The sequence below is a fragment of the Streptomyces sp. RGM 3693 genome, from assembly GCF_050471125.1.
Lineage (GTDB): Bacteria > Actinomycetota > Actinomycetes > Streptomycetales > Streptomycetaceae > Streptomyces.
In genome coordinates this window covers 1522614-1539066 of record NZ_JBMPPQ010000002.1, presented here as the reverse complement: position 1 = coordinate 1539066, position 16453 = coordinate 1522614, and the positions used below count along the sequence as shown (strand labels likewise).

General features: G+C 74.0%; 13 protein-coding genes and 1 tRNA gene. 9 read left to right on the top strand and 5 right to left on the bottom strand.

Features of this window, described 5'->3' with window-relative positions:
- Positions 1-56 precede the first annotated feature (56 nt).
- The 6 genes from ACO0M4_RS24295 to ACO0M4_RS24270 all read left to right on the top strand — a co-directional run bounded on the left by ACO0M4_RS24295 (position 57) and on the right by ACO0M4_RS24270 (position 6202).
- Entirely contained in the window at positions 57-1325 is a 1269-nt protein-coding gene (locus ACO0M4_RS24295; RefSeq protein WP_430373037.1) for a hypothetical protein, read from the top strand.
- Positions 1316-2863, top strand: coding sequence for a hypothetical protein (locus tag ACO0M4_RS24290; RefSeq protein WP_430373036.1), 1548 nt, complete (start codon positions 1316-1318; stop codon positions 2861-2863). Before ACO0M4_RS24295 ends, ACO0M4_RS24290 begins: the two co-directional genes overlap by 10 nt.
- Before the next feature lie 49 nt (positions 2864-2912).
- Complete coding sequence (locus ACO0M4_RS24285) at positions 2913-4271, top strand: AAA domain-containing protein (protein WP_430373035.1); 1359 nt, start codon at positions 2913-2915, stop codon at positions 4269-4271.
- 425 nt (positions 4272-4696) lie between these two features.
- Positions 4697-5080, top strand: a complete 384-nt coding sequence (locus ACO0M4_RS24280) for a hypothetical protein (RefSeq protein WP_430373034.1) — start codon at positions 4697-4699, stop codon at positions 5078-5080.
- 248 nt (positions 5081-5328) lie between these two features.
- Positions 5329-6072 (top strand): bifunctional DNA primase/polymerase, encoded by a 744-nt coding sequence (locus ACO0M4_RS24275; RefSeq protein WP_430373033.1) that lies wholly within the window; start codon positions 5329-5331, stop codon positions 6070-6072.
- Between the two features lie 56 nt (positions 6073-6128).
- Positions 6129-6202 (top strand) — tRNA-Lys (locus ACO0M4_RS24270).
- A gap of 73 nt (positions 6203-6275) precedes the next feature.
- Here ACO0M4_RS24270 and ACO0M4_RS24265 read toward each other — a convergent pair.
- On the bottom strand, positions 6276-7481 hold the full coding sequence (locus tag ACO0M4_RS24265; protein ID WP_430373032.1) for a M6 family metalloprotease domain-containing protein: 1206 nt from the start codon (positions 7479-7481) through the stop codon (positions 6276-6278).
- Positions 7482-7883: 402 nt separating this feature from the next.
- On the opposite strand from ACO0M4_RS24265, the gene ACO0M4_RS24260 reads away from it, so the two are divergent.
- A complete protein-coding gene (locus ACO0M4_RS24260; protein WP_430373031.1) occupies positions 7884-9713 on the top strand; it encodes a putative bifunctional diguanylate cyclase/phosphodiesterase in 1830 nt (609 codons plus the stop codon).
- 30 nt (positions 9714-9743) lie between these two features.
- Here ACO0M4_RS24260 and ACO0M4_RS24255 read toward each other — a convergent pair whose 3' ends face one another.
- The 3 genes from ACO0M4_RS24255 to ACO0M4_RS24245 form a co-directional block, all read right to left on the bottom strand.
- On the bottom strand, positions 9744-10874 hold the full coding sequence (locus ACO0M4_RS24255) for an LLM class flavin-dependent oxidoreductase (protein WP_430373030.1): 1131 nt from the start codon (positions 10872-10874) through the stop codon (positions 9744-9746).
- Between the two features lie 248 nt (positions 10875-11122).
- Complete coding sequence (locus tag ACO0M4_RS24250) at positions 11123-11848, bottom strand: maleate cis-trans isomerase family protein (protein ID WP_430373029.1); 726 nt, start codon at positions 11846-11848, stop codon at positions 11123-11125.
- A 129-nt stretch (positions 11849-11977) separates the two neighbouring features.
- Complete coding sequence (locus ACO0M4_RS24245) at positions 11978-12877, bottom strand: maleate cis-trans isomerase family protein (protein ID WP_430373028.1); 900 nt, start codon at positions 12875-12877, stop codon at positions 11978-11980.
- A 208-nt stretch (positions 12878-13085) separates the two neighbouring features.
- Here ACO0M4_RS24245 and ACO0M4_RS24240 point away from each other — a divergent pair, with 208 nt between their 5' ends.
- On the top strand, positions 13086-14060 hold the full coding sequence (locus ACO0M4_RS24240) for a D-2-hydroxyacid dehydrogenase (RefSeq protein ID WP_430373027.1): 975 nt from the start codon (positions 13086-13088) through the stop codon (positions 14058-14060).
- A gap of 84 nt (positions 14061-14144) precedes the next feature.
- Entirely contained in the window at positions 14145-15563 is a 1419-nt protein-coding gene (locus tag ACO0M4_RS24235; RefSeq protein WP_430373026.1) for an amidase, read from the top strand.
- Positions 15564-15715: 152 nt separating this feature from the next.
- On the opposite strand, the gene ACO0M4_RS24230 is transcribed toward ACO0M4_RS24235, so the two are convergent.
- Complete coding sequence (locus ACO0M4_RS24230) at positions 15716-16216, bottom strand: DUF3830 family protein (protein ID WP_430373025.1); 501 nt, start codon at positions 16214-16216, stop codon at positions 15716-15718.
- Positions 16217-16453 lie beyond the last annotated feature (237 nt).

The following is a 16453-nucleotide window of genomic DNA, read 5'->3' as shown; positions in this document are numbered from 1 at the left end:
GGCCGCAGTGCGTGGCGCTCGCTGCCGCGGTGGAGCCGGTGCCGGCACCGGGCGTGATGGATGCGAGACTTCGGCAGGTGAACGTTTCCCGCGAAAGCCCACCGAGCCTGCGGCAGCGTTTGACCGAGCTGCGCGGACCGGGGGTGCGCCCCCGGTCGCTGGATGCCCGCGCCCTCGCCGCGCTCGCCGCCAATCCCGGCTGCCGACGCCGGGCGCTGCTGGACGGCGCGGGCGTCGACAAGGGCGCGCTGGCCCGCGCGCTGGGCTCGCCCGCGGGGAACGGCCAGTCCCAGTTCGCCCTGGTCCGCGGCAACTCCTTCGAGGCCCGGGTGAAGGCCGACGGCGGCATCGAACTGCTGCGGCTGGTGTGCGAGCGGCTGGCGCCGGGCACGGCGGTGCCCGAGGACGGCGCGGTCGCCCGGCCCGATCTGTCCGCGGCCGGTCCCGAGGGCCGGGCGGCGCGCACCGCGCTGGCGCTGCGCGAGGCGACCGCGGCCGGCGGCTGGGCGCTGCTGGACCACCCGCTGCTGGCGATGGAGGTCGCCGGCTCGCCGGCCTACGTGGAGCCGGACGCCGTGGTCGTGCATCCGGACGGCAGCTGGACGGTCGTCGAGATCAAGTCCTTCCCGATGATCGACGGGTCAGCGGACGCCGCCAAGGTCGGCGCCGCGGCCCGCCAGGCGGCGGTCTACGTCCTCGCCCTGGAGGCGGTGGCCGAGCACACCGCGGCGCACACCGGCCGCCCCGTCCGGGTCCGCGAGCGGGCGCTGCTGGTCTGCCCCAAGGACTTCTCCAACCTCCCGACCGCCGCCACCATCGACATCCGCAAGCAACTCGCCACCACCCGGCGCCAGTTGACCCGGCTCACCCGCGTCGAGGAGATCGCCGCCGCGCTCCCGGCGGGGACCACCTTCGACCTCGGGCTGACCGACGACGGCCGGACCGCGACCCGCCCGTCCGACGAGCTGACCGAGGCGGTGGAAGCGGTCTCCGCGGCCTACGCCCCGGAGTGCCTGGCCGCCTGCGAACTGGCCTTCCACTGCCGCAAGCGGTCCCGCCAGGACGGTGCGGTGGAGAGCCTGGGCCGCGGCGCACGGGGCGAGTTGGGTGGGCTGCGGACCATCGAGGAGGCGCTGGCGGCGGCCGCCGGCGCGCCCGGCGCGGACCCCGACGACCCGGCCGTCCAGGCCCTCCGCGCGGCCGCCGCACTGCGCGCCGCGGCCCTCGCCGGCACCACTGCCCCCGGCCCAAGCGCCGGCCCCACTGGAGCGGCGCACGCCGCGCCCCCACCTGCCCCCCGGCACGGGGAGGACACATGTCACTGATCGAGACGCTGGCCCGGATGGAGGCGGTGGCCGCCGGGCGGGCCCAGCCGCTGACCACGGTCCGCCACCGCCACCTCGCCGCCGAACCGCTGGTCCTCGTCCCGCTCACCACCGCCGGTGAGGCCGGTGCCCCGCTGGGCGCCCTGGTCGGCACGGACCGGGAGAAGCCGCTGCTGCTGACGGTCCCTCAGCCCCGGGACCGCGACCTGCGGTTCGCCTTCCTCGCCGACCTGGCCGAGGCGGTGCTGCCCTACGTGGACGGCTTCGCCGACGACGTCGAGTTCGAGGAGCGCAAGGAGACCGACGCGGAGACCGGCAAGAAGGTCCCGGTGCAGGTCGAACTGTGCGCCGACGCACCCCAGTTGATCGTGCCCAGCGCCGCCGGCATCGCGTACGTCCGCCTGCTGGGCCGCTCGATGCGGTTCCGGCGGACGGCCGAGCAGGAACCGGAGACGCCCTACCCCGCGCCGCCGCACGTCCCGCTGCTGGGCCGCTGGTTCACGCACTTCGGCGAGCGGGCCCGGGTGCCGGGCGCCTCCCTGCTGCTCTCCATGACGGGCCTGCTGACCCGGCACTGGGCGACCGGCCAGAGCGTCCTGGAGGACCAGCACCTGGGTGCGCTGCTCGCCTGGATCGCCCCGCCGGCCGGGGTACCGGCCCAGCGGGCCGCCGAGCTCGCCGAGGCGGCCCGCGACGCGAACGGGCAGCTGCACTGCCCGCCGGCCGGACCGGCCACCGACCCGGCCTTCGACAACCGGCTGCTGGCCCCAGCGATGGCCCGCTATGACGCCGGAGCACCCGGCGCCGACGAGGAGGTCCGCGCCCTCGTCGAGAGCCAACTGCGGCCCACCTGGGACGCCGTCTGGCAGGGCATCGACCTGCTCCGGTGCCTCCCCGAGGGCGCCCGGGTCACCGACCGCTGGAAGCGCGACCGCTGGTCGTACACCGCCCACCGCGACCGGATCCGCGCCGGGGAGCCACCGCAGCCCAAGCAGGACGACGCGGTCACCGCCGCCCAGAAGCTCGCCGCCCGGGAGAGCGCGCAGGCCCAACTGGACGCCCAGGAAGCCCTGGACGACCCGCTGGTGATGGCCGCCCGACGGCTCGCCGGCGAGGCGTTGCAGGGCACGGTCACCGCCGTCGAGATGGCGCTCTCCGAGGGCAAGCGGCCGATGCCGCGCCCCCTGGTGACGCTGCGCACCGAGGACCGTCCCCCGTTGGCCGAGGGCGCCAAGCTCTACCGCGCGTTCCCCGACGGGCGCACCCAGACCGCCGAGTTCGTGGCGTTCGCCGCCGGTGAGGACGGCGCCCCGGTGGTCCGGCTCACCGGCGGCATGGGGCGCGGTCGCACCCCCGAGCCGGGCTCGGTACCGGAGCCCGGCGAGGCGCTGTGCTGGACGCTCTTCGAGCACGCCCCGCGCGGCGGCCCCACCCTCCCGGAGCCGGAGGACACGCCGTGGACGCACGGTGGTCCCCCGCCCGGCCCCGGCGACGCGGCGCCCGCCGCCGATCCGGTCACCCCCGAGGACTTCCTGTGACCCGCGTCCACCGCCCCACGCCCGCCAACTCCCCGGAAGCCACCCCGGTATGACGCCCCCTCAGCCCCTGCCCGTACCGCCGCCCGTGGACCCCGCCGCGGCGGCGGCCGAGGCGACCGACGCGATCCTGCACGACACGCTGCACAGCACCCGCCGCGGCGTGGTCGTCGACTCCCCGCCGGGCGCCGGGAAGTCCACCCTGGTCGTCCGCGCCGCCCGCGAACTGGCCGCAGCGGGCCGCCGCTTGATGATCGTCGCGCAGACCAACGCCCAGGTCGACGACCTCGTCCTGCGCCTCGCCGCGAAGGACCCCGACCTCCCGGTGGGCCGCCTCCACAGCAGCGACCCCGACGCCTTCGACCCCGCCCTCGCGGACCTGCCCGCCGTCCGCACCTCCGCCAAGATCGCCGACCTGACCGCCCTGGACGTGGTCGTCTCCACCGCCGCCAAGTGGGCCTACACCAAAGTCGAGGAACCCTGGCGGCACGCCATCGTGGACGAGGCGTACCAGATGCGCTCCGACGCCCTGCTGAGCGTCGCCGGCCTCTTCGAGCGGGCGCTCTTCGTCGGCGACCCGGGCCAACTCGACCCGTTCAGCGTGGTCGGCGCCGACCAGTGGGCCGGCCTCTCCTACGACCCCTCCACCAGCGCCGTCTCCACCCTCCTCGCCCACAACCCCGACCTGCCGCAGCACCGCCTGCCCGTCTCCTGGCGGCTCCCGGCCTCCGCCGCGCCCCTGGTGTCCGGCGCGTTCTACCCCTACACCCCGTTCCGCAGCGGCACCGGCCCCGGCGACCGGCGGCTGGCCTTCGGCGTACGGGGCGACGGCTCGGCCGTGGACCGCGTCCTGGACGAGGCCGCGGAGTCCGGCTGGGGCCTGCTGGAGCTGCCCGCCCGGCACACCCCCCGCACGGACCCGGAGGCGGTCCACGCCCTCGCCCGGGTCGTCCGCCGGCTACTGGACCGGGGCGGCGCCGCCACCAGCGAGCACAGCGACGACCCGGAGCCGCTGACGGCCGCCCGGATCGCGGTCGGCACCGCCCACCGCGACCAGGCGGCGGCGGTCCGCGCCGCCCTCGCCGAGCTGGGCGTCACCGGCGTCACGGTGGACACCGCCAACCGCCTCCAGGGCCGCGAGTTCGACGTCACCGTCGTCCTCCACCCGCTCTCCGGCCGCCCCGACGCGACCGCCTTCCACCTGGAGACCGGCCGCCTGTGCGTGCTCGCCTCCCGGCACCGGCACGCCTGCATCGTCGTCTGCCGCGCCGGCGTCACCGAACTCCTCGACGAACACCCCGCCACGGACCCCGTTCAGCTGGGCGTCACCGTGAAGTTCCCGGACGGCTGGGAAGCCATGATGTCCACCTGGGATCACTGGTCCGAGCACCGGGTGGTCTGGCGTCCCTGACGCCCCTCCGCCACCTGCTCGGCAGGCGATCAGCGCGGCGCCGCCCCATCCGCAGGACGGAGTCCGGCACGCCGCCGGAGACGGCCGAGGGAAACAGCCCGGACGGCTGGGAAGCGAACCCCTCCGCACTCGCCCACCTGTCGGAACACCGCGTCCCGCTGCGGGGGTGGTCGACGGTCCCGCGCCGTGGCCGCGGTGGCCCGGTTCGGCCACCGGACCCGGACCCGGACCCGGCAGGTCAGCCCGCGACGTGCGGCGGTCGCACTCCTTCTCCCGGCGCCGCGGCGGGCCACCGCATGACGGCAGGTCCGGCCCGGAAGCGGAACCCCGGGACCGCGCCGCGGGAGCCCCCAGCGGCACCCCCAGCTGCCCCCTTGCGCAGGGCGGGACAATGGAATGCGGCACACAACCATGGAGGTAGGTACATGTCCGAGCCGCAGCCGGCTCCCGATCCACGCGGTACGGCACCCGCCCCCCGCCGCATGAAGCCAGCGCAGTTGCTGTTCGAGCCCCCCGAGGCCACCGCCGACCCCGAGCACTTCTTCGGGCTGGAGTCGATGGAGGACCCCAGCGCCCTGCTCGGCCGCGCGACCGAGCTCACCCTCGCGTTCCGCGCGGCGGCCGACCGCGCGACGGAGTTCCAGGCGATGGCCGCCGCGCAGCTGACCGACCCCCGCCGCTTCGACCGGCTGCCGCTGGCGGAGGTCGCCGAGCGGGCCGACTGGACCGAGGACTACGCGCAGAAGATGGTCGAGTTCGGCCGGAGCCTGATGCACAGCGGCAGCACCGTCCCGCCCGACATCGACTGACCGGCGACCGCGCGCGTCCGGCGGATCCGGCGCACCCACGGGGACCGTTGGCGCAGCGGTCCGGCCCACGACCCCGGCCACCACCTCACAGGAACCACACCAACCGCAGGCCCCCCTCTCGGCTCATGGTCCAAGATCATGAGCCGCTGGCATATGCGGGGAGGGGAAGATACTCCCCACCGCCCCGCCCTGTCCCGTTTTCCGCCAATCAGCTCTGTCGGGACGCGCCGGATCGGTAGACCTGTCCCATGAGCGACTGGCTGCCTGAGACCCCCCGGAACCTGGCCTTCCCCACCACGGCGTACGTCACCCTCGCCGGGGCCGACTGGCTCGCCTCCGCCAGCCCGCATCCGGAGGGCATGCACATGCTGTGGGCGGAGCACCCCGCGGCGCCCAGCGTCCTGCCGTGCGGCGGGGTCTTCGACGTGATCAACGCCCCGGCGCTCTTCGGACGGCGCATGGTGGACCGCCTGTGGTCGGCCGGTCCGGGGTCGGGGCCGGTGGCCACACACCGCGGCCGGATCCTGCTGTTCGCGACTCCCGGTACCGCCCAGCGACTGCCCGCGCTGCTGGCCTGGGAGGAGTGGGGCAGCGCCGTACCGCCCCTGATGTGCCACGGCAGCGGGGACGCGGTGACGGTGCCGCCGCTGCACCCCCGTCCCCGTACGGCCGGCACGGGGACGGGCGGCCGGCGGGAGCCGGCGGACGGCCCCGGGTACGCCGAGGGCGGCGCCGGACGCGGCTACGGCTGGGCGGCGCCGGGAGCGGGGCAGCCGGGCAACCGCGCCGACCTGGGCGACCCGGCAACGCCCACCGGGTCGCGCTGGCTGGTGGCGCCGGACGTCCGCGCCCCCTGGCTGCCGGGGCCCGACATCCTGCTGTGGGCCTGCGTACGGGCCGCCCGCAGCGTGCTCGGCGCGGACCGGGAAACTGCCCGCACGCACCACGAACCCGCTGCTCAGGGCGCGGATGCCGTGCTGACGGGGGGCTGAGGAGAATCGATTTTTGCCCTCCCCGGCCAGGATGCTAATGTTTCCTCCGTCAGCAGGCGCCGCTAGCTCAGTTGGTTAGAGCAGCTGACTCTTAATCAGCGGGTCCGGGGTTCGAGTCCCTGGCGGCGCACAGACGGTCGAAGGCCCCCACTCCGGTGGGGGCCTTCGGCGTGCGTGGGGGCCTTTCGACCGCCGGGGAGGTCTCACGAGGTGCTGCGGGTGACCTTGACCGCCCATTCGCCGTCGGTGGTCCGGCCCTGCACCTGGATACGGACGCCGTCCTCGGTGTCGTTGAGGCTCTCCCCGACGCCGAGCGGCGCGTCGGCGAGCGGCGGATAGACGGAGGTGCCCCAGCAGGCGGAGGTGCCGGGGTGGCCGTCGAGCACCTGGACGGGGCCCGCGCCGGAGGCGGTGGCGCTGCGGACCCGGTAGACGAGGACGCCCTCGGTGCAGATGGAGCGGTCGTTGCCCTCCGCGCCGCGGGCCTCCAGGGCGAGGGCACTGTCGGGGCCGGTGCGGACCACCAGGAGGCGGGGGCGGCGGTGGTCGCCGGGGTCCTCGGGGGCGGAGAGGGTGCGCAGCGAGTGCATCCGGGGGTGGTCCAGGCCGACGCAGTCGACCTGGCCGTCGGTGATCCAGCCCAGGCGCCACTTGTGCCAGGCGAAGGGGTCGGGGGCCAGCCCGAACTGGCTGCCCATGAGGTCCCAGTCGCCCACGTAGGTGTCCCAGTCGCCGTGGCCGTTCTCGGGGCGGTGGTAGAGGTCCGGCAGGTCGAAGACGTGGCCGGTTTCGTGGGCGAGGACGTTGCGGTCGGGCGGACTGTGTTCGAAGACGGTGACGAAGCGGCGGAGCTCGACGCCGTCGGCGTGCATCGGTTGGTCGAGGTTGACGACCTTGGTGGCGTCCGAGTCGACGCCGGGGGCGGCCGGGTCGGCGACGAGGTAGACCAGGTCGTAGCGGCTGAAGTCGATGACGGGGTCGGCGGCGGCGACCGCGTCGCGGAGGTAGGCGGAGCGGCGTCCGGATTCCCAGTCGCGTTGTATGCCGTACCAGGCGGACGGGTGCGGCATGCGGACCCAGCGGTGGTGGATGTGGGTGCGGAGGTGGAACTTGCCGTACGAGGCGCGGTCGAAGAAGCGGGCGGTGGCGGGGAAGTAGTCGCCGGACAGCCGCTGCGGGGTCGTGGTGGGGTGAGCGTCCGGGAAGGACAGGAAGATCATCACGGCGTCGAGGGAGCCGTCCGGGCGGGGGTAGGCGCCGTTCCAGTTGTCGACGCCCTCGGAGTGGTGGGCGTCGGTACGTCCCAGGGCGCAGGAGAGGGCCGCTTCGGAGGCGGTGGCTGGGCCGGCGACGATGGAGGTCGCGATGAGCGCGCTCAAGGAGGTGACGACGGCTGCGACGCGCCGCATGCGACGGCGGTCCACCCCGTGGGGTGTCTGGGCGCGCGGCACGTAGACCTCCAGGGACGGATTCGGGACACCCACTTACCCTGAGGTGATTTCATGCTCTTCGTCTCGTTATGGCAGCCCGTATGAGTGACCGTCGCGCCTCGCCCGCCCCGTAACGGAAAGTCACAAGCGACCAAAGGGGCAATAGGGGCGAACAGAGCCGGGCAGAATTGGCTGAACTTCCGTCATGCGTGCGGATGGTCACGGCTTCGTCGCTGGATCGGCCCTCGTGCCAGCCTCTATGATCGCCACACTTTCCAGCGCGAGGACCCCCTCCGTCACGAGACAAGCGCCATGCGGGAGCGAGCAGTGAGCGGACACCCCGACAGCACGGGCCGCACGCCCGGAGCGACACTGCCCGCGGTGACGGAGCGTGATGGTTCGACCAACGAATCCGCTGCCCGACCCGCTCCCCCGCCCGCCTGCGACGCCTCGGCGCGGTGCGACGACACCGCCGCCTCGCTCGGCGACTACCGCGCCGCCTTCCGCACCGCGAGCCTGCCGATGGCCGTCCTCAACCGCGACGGGCTGGTGCTCGCCGCCAACCCCGCACTGGGCGAACTGGTGGGCACCGACCCGGACGACCTGGTCGCCGCCACCGCCGCCGACCTCACCGACCTGGGCGCCGACCCGCGGGTGTGGGCCGCGTACCGGGAGGTGCTGTGCGGCCGCAGCGAGCGGTTGTGCTGCACCCGGCGGCTGAAACGGTCCGACGGAAGCTCCGTATGGGTGGAGGTGACCGTCGAGCCGGTCGCCGAGGGGCCGCTGGGCGGCGCGGAACGGGTGCTGCTGTCGATCGCGGACATCAGCGACCGGCACGATCTGCTGGCCCGGCTGCGGCACCTTCAGATGCACGATCCGGTGACCCGGCTGCCCAATCGCACGCTGTTCTTCGAGCGGCTCTCCTCGGCGCTGGAGGCGGCCGCGTTCGAGCGGTCCGGCACCGGCCGGATCGGGCTGTGTTACCTGGACCTGGACGGCTTCAAGGCGGTCAACGACACCTTGGGGCACCGGGTCGGCGACCGGCTGCTCAGCGCCGTGGCGCAGCGGCTGACGCGCTGTGCGGAGAGCGCCGCTGAGCGCGGGCCGGGCCGTGGCAGGCATCTGGTGGCGCGGCTGGGCGGCGACGAGTTCGCGCTGCTGGTCGAGGACTCCACCGGCACCGACCAGGTGGCCGAGCTGGCGCAGTGCGTCCTGGACGCGCTCCAGCGGCCGTTCGACCTCGCCGGGCAGCGGCTGTCGGTGTCGGCGAGCATCGGCGTGGTGGAGCGGACCGCGAGCGGCACCACCGCGACCGGGCTGATGCAGGCCGCGGACACCACGCTGTACTGGGCGAAGGAAGACGGCAAGGCCCGCTGGACGCTCTTCGACCCGGAGCGCAACGCACACCGGATGACCCGGCAGGCGCTGTCCAGCACGCTGCGGCCGGCGGTGGACCGCGGCGAGTTCACCCTGGAGTACCAGCCGCTGGTGGGGCTGGGGGACGGCCGGGCGCAGGGCGTGGAGGCGCTGGTGCGGTGGCGGCATCCGCAGTTCGGAGTGCTGTCGCCGAATCGGTTCATCGCGCTGGCCGAGGAGAACGGCGCGATCGTCGAACTGGGCCGCTGGGTGCTGGAGCAGGCCTGCTATCAGGCGCGGGCCTGGCAGCTGGCGCACCCCGGGGGCCAGCCGCTGTTCGTCAGCGTCAATGTGGCCGTGCGTCAGGTGTGGGACTCCGACCTGGTCGCGGACGTCGCCGGGATCCTGGCGGAGACCGGGCTGCCACCGCAGCTGCTCCAGCTGGAGCTGACCGAGTCCGCGGTGATGGGGTCGGCGGGCCGGCCGCTCCAGGCCCTCCAGGCGCTCAGCGACATGGGCGTGCGGATCGCCATCGACGACTTCGGCACCGGGTACTCCAACCTCGCCTACCTCAGCCGACTGCCGGTGTCCGTGCTGAAGCTGGACGGATCCTTCGTCCACGGCTTCCGCTCGCAGGAGCACCCGAACCCGGCGGACGAGATGATCGTGGAGGCCCTGGTCGCGCTGGCGCACCGGCTCGGGCTCACGGTGACCGCGGAGTGCGTGGAGAGCGCCGAGCAGGCCGAGCGGCTCCGCCGGATCGGTTGTGACACCGGTCAGGGCTGGCTCTACTCCCGGCCGGTGGCCCCGGACCGGGTGGAGGCGCTGTTGGACGCGGGGCGCGCCTGCGGCTGAACCGCCGCGCCCCGCGCCCCGCGCCGTGCGTCAGCCCCGCGGGAGTCCGTACGCGTCGGCTATGAGGTCGTAGGAACGGCGGCGGACCTCGCCGGTGTGGGCGTTGGCAGTGATCATCAGCTCGTCGGCGCCGGTGCGCTTAGCGAGGTCGTCGAGCCCCTGGCGGACGGCGTCGGGGGTGCCGTGGATGACGTTCCCCAGCCAGCTGTCGACGAAGTCCTGCTCGACGTCGCTGAAGTGGTGGGCGGCGGCCTCTTCGGGGCTGGGGACCAGGCCGGGGCGGCCGGTGCGCAGCCGGATCATGGCGAGTGCGCCGGTGCGGACCTGACGGCGGGCCTCCTGCTCGTCCTCGGCGGCCAGCGCGGAGACGCCGATCAGGGCGTAGGGCTCGGCGAGGACCTCGGAGGGGCGGAACGAGGCGCGGTAGAGGTCGAGCGCGGGGACGGTGTTGGCCGCGGAGAAGTGGTGGGCGAAGGCGAACGGCAGGCCGAGCGCGCCGGCCAGGCGGGCGCTGAAGCCGGAGGAGCCGAGCAGCCACAGGGGCGGGCGGTGCGGGGACTGGACGCCACCGGGGGCGGTGGCCTGGACGGGGCCGGGCACGGCGTGGATCCGGGCGTACGGGTGGCCGTCGGGGAAGGAGTCGTCGAGGAAGCGGGTCAATTCGGCGAGCTGCTGGGGGAATTCGTCGGCGCCTTCATGGAGCCGCTCGGTGCGGCGGAGGGCGGCGGCGGTGGCGCCGTCGGTGCCGGGGGCGCGGCCCAGGCCCAGGTCGACGCGGCCGGGGGCCATCGCCTCCAGGGTGCCGAACTGCTCGGCGATGACCAGGGGGGCGTGGTTGGGCAGCATGACGCCGCCGGAGCCGAGCCGGATGCGGTCGGTGTGGGCGGCGATGTGGGCGAGGAGCACGGCGGGCGAGGAGGAGGCGACGCCGGGCATGGAGTGGTGCTCGGCGACCCAGTAGCGGTGGAAGCCGCGGCGCTCGGCGGTGCGGGCGAGCTCGACGGCGGTGCGGACCGCGGCGGTGGCGGTGCTGCCGGCGCCGACCGTCACCAGGTCGAGCACGGACAGGGGGACGGGCGCGGTGCCCAGGGCCGTGCCCCGGATCCCGTCGCCCCCGGGCTCGCCGTCGGTGCCCGGGGTCTGCTGGTCTTCGCCGCTCACGGTGCGGGTCCTCCTCGCGTCGCGCGATCTGACGTCGGTGGTCGGGTCTGCGAGGAGGTTAACCGGAGCAGTTCTCCGGTTATTCCCGGGAGAGGGTGGCAATTCCGGCCAGGTGCCGGCCGGATCGCGATTCCGGCAGATTCCCGGCCACCGCCCGACGCTTTCCGGTCACCGCACGACGCTTTCCGCACGACGGTTTCCGGCCGCGGCCCGACGGCTGCCGGGCGCGGCCGGATGACGGCAGGGCGCTACCCGCGGGCCGTACGCGAGAAGAGCGCGCCCAGCTCCGGGCAGAGCAGCGGGCGGTCGAGCAGCCGCAGGCCCTCCCAGACCGTCACCTGATTGGCGGTGAGGACCGGCTTGCCGAGCGCGGCTTCGAGGGCGGGCAGGTGGGCGGCGGTGTGCAGGGCGGTGTCGGGCAGCAGGACGGCCTCGGCGTCGGGGTGGTCGCCGAGACGGGCCAGGGCCAGCACCTCGTCGCGGCCCCAGGTGCCGACCTCGGCGGCGGTGATGATGCCGCTGCCGCGGGTCGCGACGACCTCGGCACCGGCGGCCTTGAGGAACGCCTGGAAGTGCTCGGCGACATCGGCGGGGTAGGTGGCAGCGATCGCGACCCGGTGGACGTCGAGGGCCTGGACGGCGTGCGCGAAGGCGAAGGAGGTACTGGAGGCGGGCAGCCCGGCAGTGGCCGACAGCTCCCGCACCTGTTGGTGGGCGCCTTCCCAGCCGTAGATGAAGCTGGCGCTCGTGCAGGCCCAGACGACGGCCTCGGCGCCGCGGTCCCGCAGCGCGCCGACGCCGGCCGCGAGCCGGGCCGCGGAGCCCATCTCCAGCAGGGCGTCGACCCGGTGGGCGTCCTCGCCGATGTCGGTGTGGACGAGTGGCAGGCGGACCGTGCCGCCCAGGAGCGCTTCGAGCCGGGGGTAGTCGTCCTCGGCGGAGTGGCCGGGGTAGAGGAAGCCGACCGATGCCATGCAGGTCTCCTTACTGCGGTTCCTTCGTCCCACAAGGGATCGGTTCGGGCTGGACCGCAACCTCAGGGTTGGAAGCCCCCCTCCTTGCGGGAGGGGGAGCGGAGTCACGCAGGTCTCCCTTGCGGTGATCTAGAGCCCGGGTTCTTCGGGCAGGATGGGCGGCGGATCGCTGCCGTCCACCACCTCCCCTTCGGGAGGTGCGGTAGTGCCGGCGAAGGCGGCCTCGGGCGTAGCCTGCGGCCGGCCTTTCGGTCCGCCGGTAGCGCAGCAGGACATGCCGGCCGGCCCGCTTCTAGCCACCGGGTCGAGCAGCGCCTGGTACGCCCCGACGGCCTGGATGCCGATGGCGCGCAGCGCGGCCCACATGGTCACCTGGTTGGCGGAGAGCACGGGCATCCGCAGCTCGGCCTCCAGTTGGGGGATGACGTCGTAGGTGGGGAGGTTGGTGCAGCTGATGAAGAGGGCGTCGGTGGCACCGACGACGGCCGTGCGGGCCATGTCGACGACGTCGCGGTAGGGGACCTTCCAGATGTGCCGGGTCAGTCCGAGGTAAGCGCGGCCGGTGACCGTGATGCCGGCCTCGCCCAGGTATTCCTCCAGGGAATCGGTGACCGATTTGGTGTAGGGGGTGACGACGGCGATGCGCCGGGCCCCGATCTCATGGAGCGCCGCGACCGCGGCACCCGAGGTGGTGAGGGCGGGTACCTCCCCCGCCTGGGCCATCGCCGCGCACATCGCGCGTTCGCCCGCCGTGCCGCCGACAAAGCTGCCGGACGTACAGGCATAGGCGATGACCTGGGGCGATACCGCGCACAGCGCCTGGACGGCGGCGTGCAAGGTCTCGTGCTCGCTGACCAGACGGGCCAGGTCGAGGCTGACCTCGACGGGCACGAAGGGAGTTCGGGTGAGGTGGAGGGACACGTCGTCGGGGACCCAGCGCCACAGCTCGCGGTCGAGTGCGAAGTCGAAGGGGGCGACGACGCCCACGCCGAGCTGCGGCTGTGGGCCACCCAGGAAAGAGACGTCCATGAAGGCCCCTAGAAGGCACGACGGGCTGGGATAGCCGGCCAGTGGCCGGAGAAGGTGGTGCAGCCGGACAAGCCGGGGGACGCCGGGACAGAGCCGTTGTTGACACGGTAGATACGACTTCTTAGCGTGGTCAATCCTCGCATCTCAGGCATCTGTCGGCGCCCTGTTCCGCGATACGGGGCACACGCTTCAGAACGGTTTCTGGCCTATGTCCGATAGCACCGGCAGCACCCTCCTCGTACTGGGTTCCGACCCACTCCCCCAGCTGGACCGGCTCGCCGGCCGGACCGACGTCGTCTTCGCCGACGAGGAGACGCTGGCCGGCCTACTCCCCACCGCCGACGTACTGTTGGCCTGGGACTTCACCTCCGACGCGATCCGCGACAGCTGGCCGGAGAGCGGCCCGCGCCCCCGGTGGGTGCACACCGCGAGCGCCGGCGTGGACCGGCTGCTGTGCCCGGCGCTGATCGCCGACGACACCGTCGTCACCAACGCCCGCGGGGTCTTCGAGCAGCCGATCGCCGAGTACGTCGCCGGGCTGGTGATCGCCATGGCCAAGGACTTCTACGGAAGTTGGGAGCTCCAGCGGCAGCGGCGCTGGCAGCACCGGGAGACGCTGCGGCTGGCCGGAACCCGCGCGGTGGTGGTGGGTTCGGGACCGATCGGCCGGGCCATCGGCACCACCTTGCTGGCACTGGGTGTCGAGGTCGATCTGGTCGGCCGCCGGGAGCGGACCGGTGATCCGGAGTTCGGCCGGGTGCACGGCGCGGGGGCCTTGAACGCGCTGCTGCCCCACGCCGATTGGGTGGTCTGCGCGGCGCCGCTGACGGCCCAGACCCAGGGGATGTTCGGGGCCGCGGCGTTCGCGCTGATGCCGCGCCGGGCCCGTTTCATCAACGTCGCACGCGGGCCGCTGGTCAACGAGGAAGCGCTGGTCGCGGCGTTGCGGGAGTGGCGGATCGCGGCGGCGGCGCTGGACGTCTTCCAGCGCGAGCCGCTGGGCACGGACAGCCCGCTGTGGGACGTGCCGCACTTGATCGTCTCGCCGCACATGAGCGGCGACACCCTGGGCTGGCGGGATGTGCTCGCCGCGCAGTTCCAGGACAACTTCGACCGGTGGGCGGCCGGGGAGCCGCTGCACAACGTGGTCGACAAACACCTCGGATACGTACCGGTGCAGTGACCGCGCGGGCCGTCCGGGCCCGACCCGCGGCGGTCCGCGCCCCGCCCGCCGTCCCGCTCGGGGCGGCCGACGCTCGGAGGACGCATGACCAACGGACCGACCCGCCTCGCCGACCTGTCCGCCACCCGTCTGACGGCCGGCTACGCCGCCGGCGAGTTCTCCCCCGTGGAGGCGACCCGGGAGGTGCTGGAGCGCGCCGAGGCCGCCCAGGCCGCGGTCAACGCCTTCACCCGGATCGATGCCGACCAGGCGTTGGCGCAGGCCGCGGAGTCGGCGGAGCGCTGGCGGCGCGGTGCACCGGCCGGCCCGGTGGACGGGGTGCCGGTCACCGTCAAGGACCTGTTGTTGACCCGGGGGGAGCCGACGCTGCGCGGGTCCCGGACGGTCCGGGCCGAGGGGGCGACGTGGGACGAGGACGCGCCGGCGGTGGCCCGGTTGCGGGAGTCCGGGGCGGTGTTCGTCGGCAAGACCACCACCCCGGAGTTCGGCTGGAAGGGTGTCACCGACAGTCCACGGCACGGGGTGACGGGCAATCCGTACGACCCGGGGCGCACCTCGGGCGGCTCCAGCGGGGGCAGCGCGGCGGCGGTGGCGTTGGGGGCCGGGCCGCTGAGTCTGGGGACGGACGGCGGGGGGTCGGTGCGGATCCCGGCGTCGTTCTGCGGGGTCTTCGGTCTGAAGGCGACCTACGGGCGGGTGCCGCTGTATCCGGCGAGCCCGTTCGGGACGCTGGCGCACGTGGGGCCGATGGCCCGGGACGCGGCGGACGCGGCGCTGGTGATGGACGTGATCTGCGGCCCGGACTGGCGGGACTGGTCGCAGTCGGCGCCGGAGCCGGGGTCGTTCCGGGAGGCGCTGGCCGGGAAGGTGGCCGGGCTGCGGGTGGCCTACAGCCCGTCGCTGGGCTGGGACGTGCCGGTCGCGCCCGAGGTGGCGGCGGCGGTCCGCCGGGCGGTGGACACGCTGGCCGGGCTCGGCGCGGACGTCGAGGAGATCGACCCGGGGGTGGCGGATCCCGTGGAGGCGTTCCACACGCTGTGGTTCAGCGGCGCGGCCCGGCTGGTGCAGCCGCTGGGGGCGGCCGACCGGGAGTTGCTGGACCCGGGACTGCGGGAGGTCTGTGAACAGGGCGCCCGCTACAGCGCGCTGGACTATCTGGCGGCGGTCGACGTCCGGATGGCGCTGGGCCGGGCGATGGGGCGTTTCCACAGCGTCTACGACCTGCTGGTGACGCCGACCGAGCCGCTCACCGCCTTCGCGGCTGGCGCGGAAGTACCGCCTGGTTCCGGCCACACCCGCTGGACGGGCTGGACGCCGTTCACCTATCCGTTCAACCTCACCCAGCAGCCGGCCGCGACCGTGCCGTGCGGGGTGGACGGCGACGGGTTGCCGATCGGGGTGCAACTGGTGGGTGCGCGGCACGCGGATGCGCTGGTACTGCGCGCCGCGCACGCCCTCTACGAGGCGGGGGCGGCGGAGATCCCGGCACCGCGGATGCCCTAGGACCGGTCCGGCCCTGATCCACCGGACGGGTCCTGGGGCGGGGGCGAACACTTCCCCTAGGGGATGCCGGCGCCCCCTGCGGGGCCACAACGTGGCGGTGGCGGAGGGTATTCCGGCATCCCCGGGGGTGCGGGAGGAGTGGTCGGTGGCTCTCAGGCCCGGCGGAAGGTGAGGGTCTCTCCCAGGGCGCCGGCCCGCCACAGGTCCTGGCAGGCGTCGGCCATCCGGTCCAGGCCGTCGACGACCGCACCCCAGACGATGCCCGGCACCCAGCCCGCGTCACCGTTGATCAACAGGTTGTTGCGCTCGTAGAAGAGCGCGAGGTCGACGACGGTGGCGCGGCCGCGGTGCTTGGCCCCGCTCTCGTAGCCGTAGGAGGCGGTGCCCAACTGGGTGTCACTGAAGGTGAAGTAGCACAGGTCGCCGGGGATCGGGGTGATCGTCGGGTTCTCCAGCGGCGGCTCCTCGGGCGCGAACGGCGGGACCAGCGTGTAGATCTCGTTGCGGGCGTACTTGGCGTGGTAGACGTCGCCGCCGAGCGGGAGCGCGTCCCAGATGGCGGCGCACGTGAGTGGAGCGCGATCGTCGAGCAACTTGGCCGTGCAGCTGACGCCGCGCTTGTCCAGGGAGACTTCGATGAAGCGATCGGTCATATCCCGAGCGTAGGGGGCATTACCGGCGTACGGAACATCTCCCGTGCCGGTGTGAAGGGCTGGAAACCATCGGCATAGGTGTGAACGGTTCGGGTAGCCGCGCGCCCATGGCTCCTCCACAGAGCACGGCCTCAGACAATCAAGGTCCTCATGACCCTCTAGGACAGCACACCCGGGGACACGACATAACAGGACGACAGACCAGCGGCATCCGCCGCCGGTCGCTGCTCGCGGGGG